The organism is Leminorella grimontii ATCC 33999 = DSM 5078 (assembly GCF_000439085.1).
Classification (GTDB): domain Bacteria; phylum Pseudomonadota; class Gammaproteobacteria; order Enterobacterales; family Enterobacteriaceae; genus Leminorella; species Leminorella grimontii.
Map to the genome: position 1 here is coordinate 1 of NZ_AUUA01000039.1, position 1,504 is coordinate 1,504.

Genomic DNA, 1,504 nt, shown 5'->3' on the forward strand with positions numbered 1-1,504 from the left:
TTACGCCCAACGAGTTGAGCATTAAGGGCAGCTACACCGTGCTGTCTTGCCAGCGCCGTGAAATACGGCACTTCAGAGGCAACAATGGCACCGCTGGCTTGTGCCTTGGCGATGATTTGCGAGGCGCTAAGCGAAGCATTACCTAGCTGGGCCGTCGTCAGTTTCTTTTGCAGGCGCATATAGGCAGTGACCGGTACGGCAACAGACAGGTCGACACCGTGCAGCTCGGCCTCGGCAATAATCTGCTCGGCCTCTTGAATAGCGTCGGCGTTATCGTCAACGGCCTGCTCGACCGTCTCAGCGACCGCCTCAGGGGTGGGCTGCGACTCAACAACCTCCGCGACCTCGACCGCCGTTTCAGAGGCTGTCTTCAGTGCGGTGATTTTTTCCGTCGCGGTGGCAACCAGCTCTTTGAGCTGCTCCTCGGTGTACTCGGTTTGGTCGTCGGTGGCGATGATGCCCAACGCGACGAGAATGAGTCGTAACAAATCATTCATGACAGCAGTGTCCTGTGTTGGTTTAAGGGGGGAGTCAATAAGCGAAGCTGCCGCCAGCGCGGCAAGGGATTGCATTCCGGTTAATCCGGGGTCGTTGGTCAGCGCGAACATACGCAGGAAAAGCGGTTCACCGGTGACGGTGTCGTAGGGGAAAACCGCAGACAGGAACGCCCACTTTTTGGCATCGATAGCGGCGCTGGCGTCATCCGTCCACGTAGGGCGAACAAACAGACCTAACCCTTCACGCCACTGCATTTGAGTCGCCGGGTCAGTCAACCAGCCCGCCGCCTCGGCGCGCCATTGGGTTTCTTCTGACGGTGGAGCTATCGTTGGGTCTTGTTCGCGCAACGTGGCATGGTTGTAGTCACACAATACCGGCTGACCGATATCCACCGTCGAGGCAATAAAACGGGCAGCAACATCGGCGTCGATATACCAACAGCCGCGCTCGACATCTGTCGGCCGACCGTCTCGGGCACGAAACTCACCGGCAGGCAGCAGTTGATACCAGCCATCGGAAGAGGACTGTAGTGTCGCAGTGAGGACGGCAAAGCCGATATGTTGAGCGTTTTTTCGTTTCATACCGCCATGATGGCGGAGGATGACAAGTGATTGGGTTTGGGGTGGTTCACACGATGAAAGGGGAGAAAATGCGCCGAAGGTCAGGCACGGAATACAATACCCCGTTTAAACCCCGTTTAAAACCTTCAAGGCGCGTTTAACTATTTTTAGACAAGGCTTATGTCAGGTTTAGCCGTTCGATGCCTTAGAGAGCGTTTCATTGATGATATCGACAATCTGCGTGACACCTTCCGGCGACAACCCCATATAAGGCCGAGCCGGAACCGCCGACGGGCCGGGGGGCATCCCCGATGTGCCGCCGGATTGCATCAACGCACCGTAGACTTTGTTTGTCCCAATCGTGGCGCTAACAGCATCAAAGTCGGGCGTCAACGACATGGCAAGCCCACCCATAGAACGCTGCAACATTTTGCCGTTTTTACCCA

General features: G+C 56.4%; 2 protein-coding genes. Both read right to left on the minus strand.

From position 1 onward, the window contains the following. Positions 1-1,079, minus strand: a 1,079-nt coding sequence (locus G544_RS0117970) for a phage protease (RefSeq protein ID WP_027275862.1), incomplete at its 3' end; no start/stop codon positions are given. A gap of 168 nt (positions 1,080-1,247) precedes the next feature. Further along, positions 1,248-1,504 (minus strand): phage virion morphogenesis protein (locus tag G544_RS0117975; protein WP_027275863.1); only part of this gene is annotated, 257 nt, incomplete at its 5' end.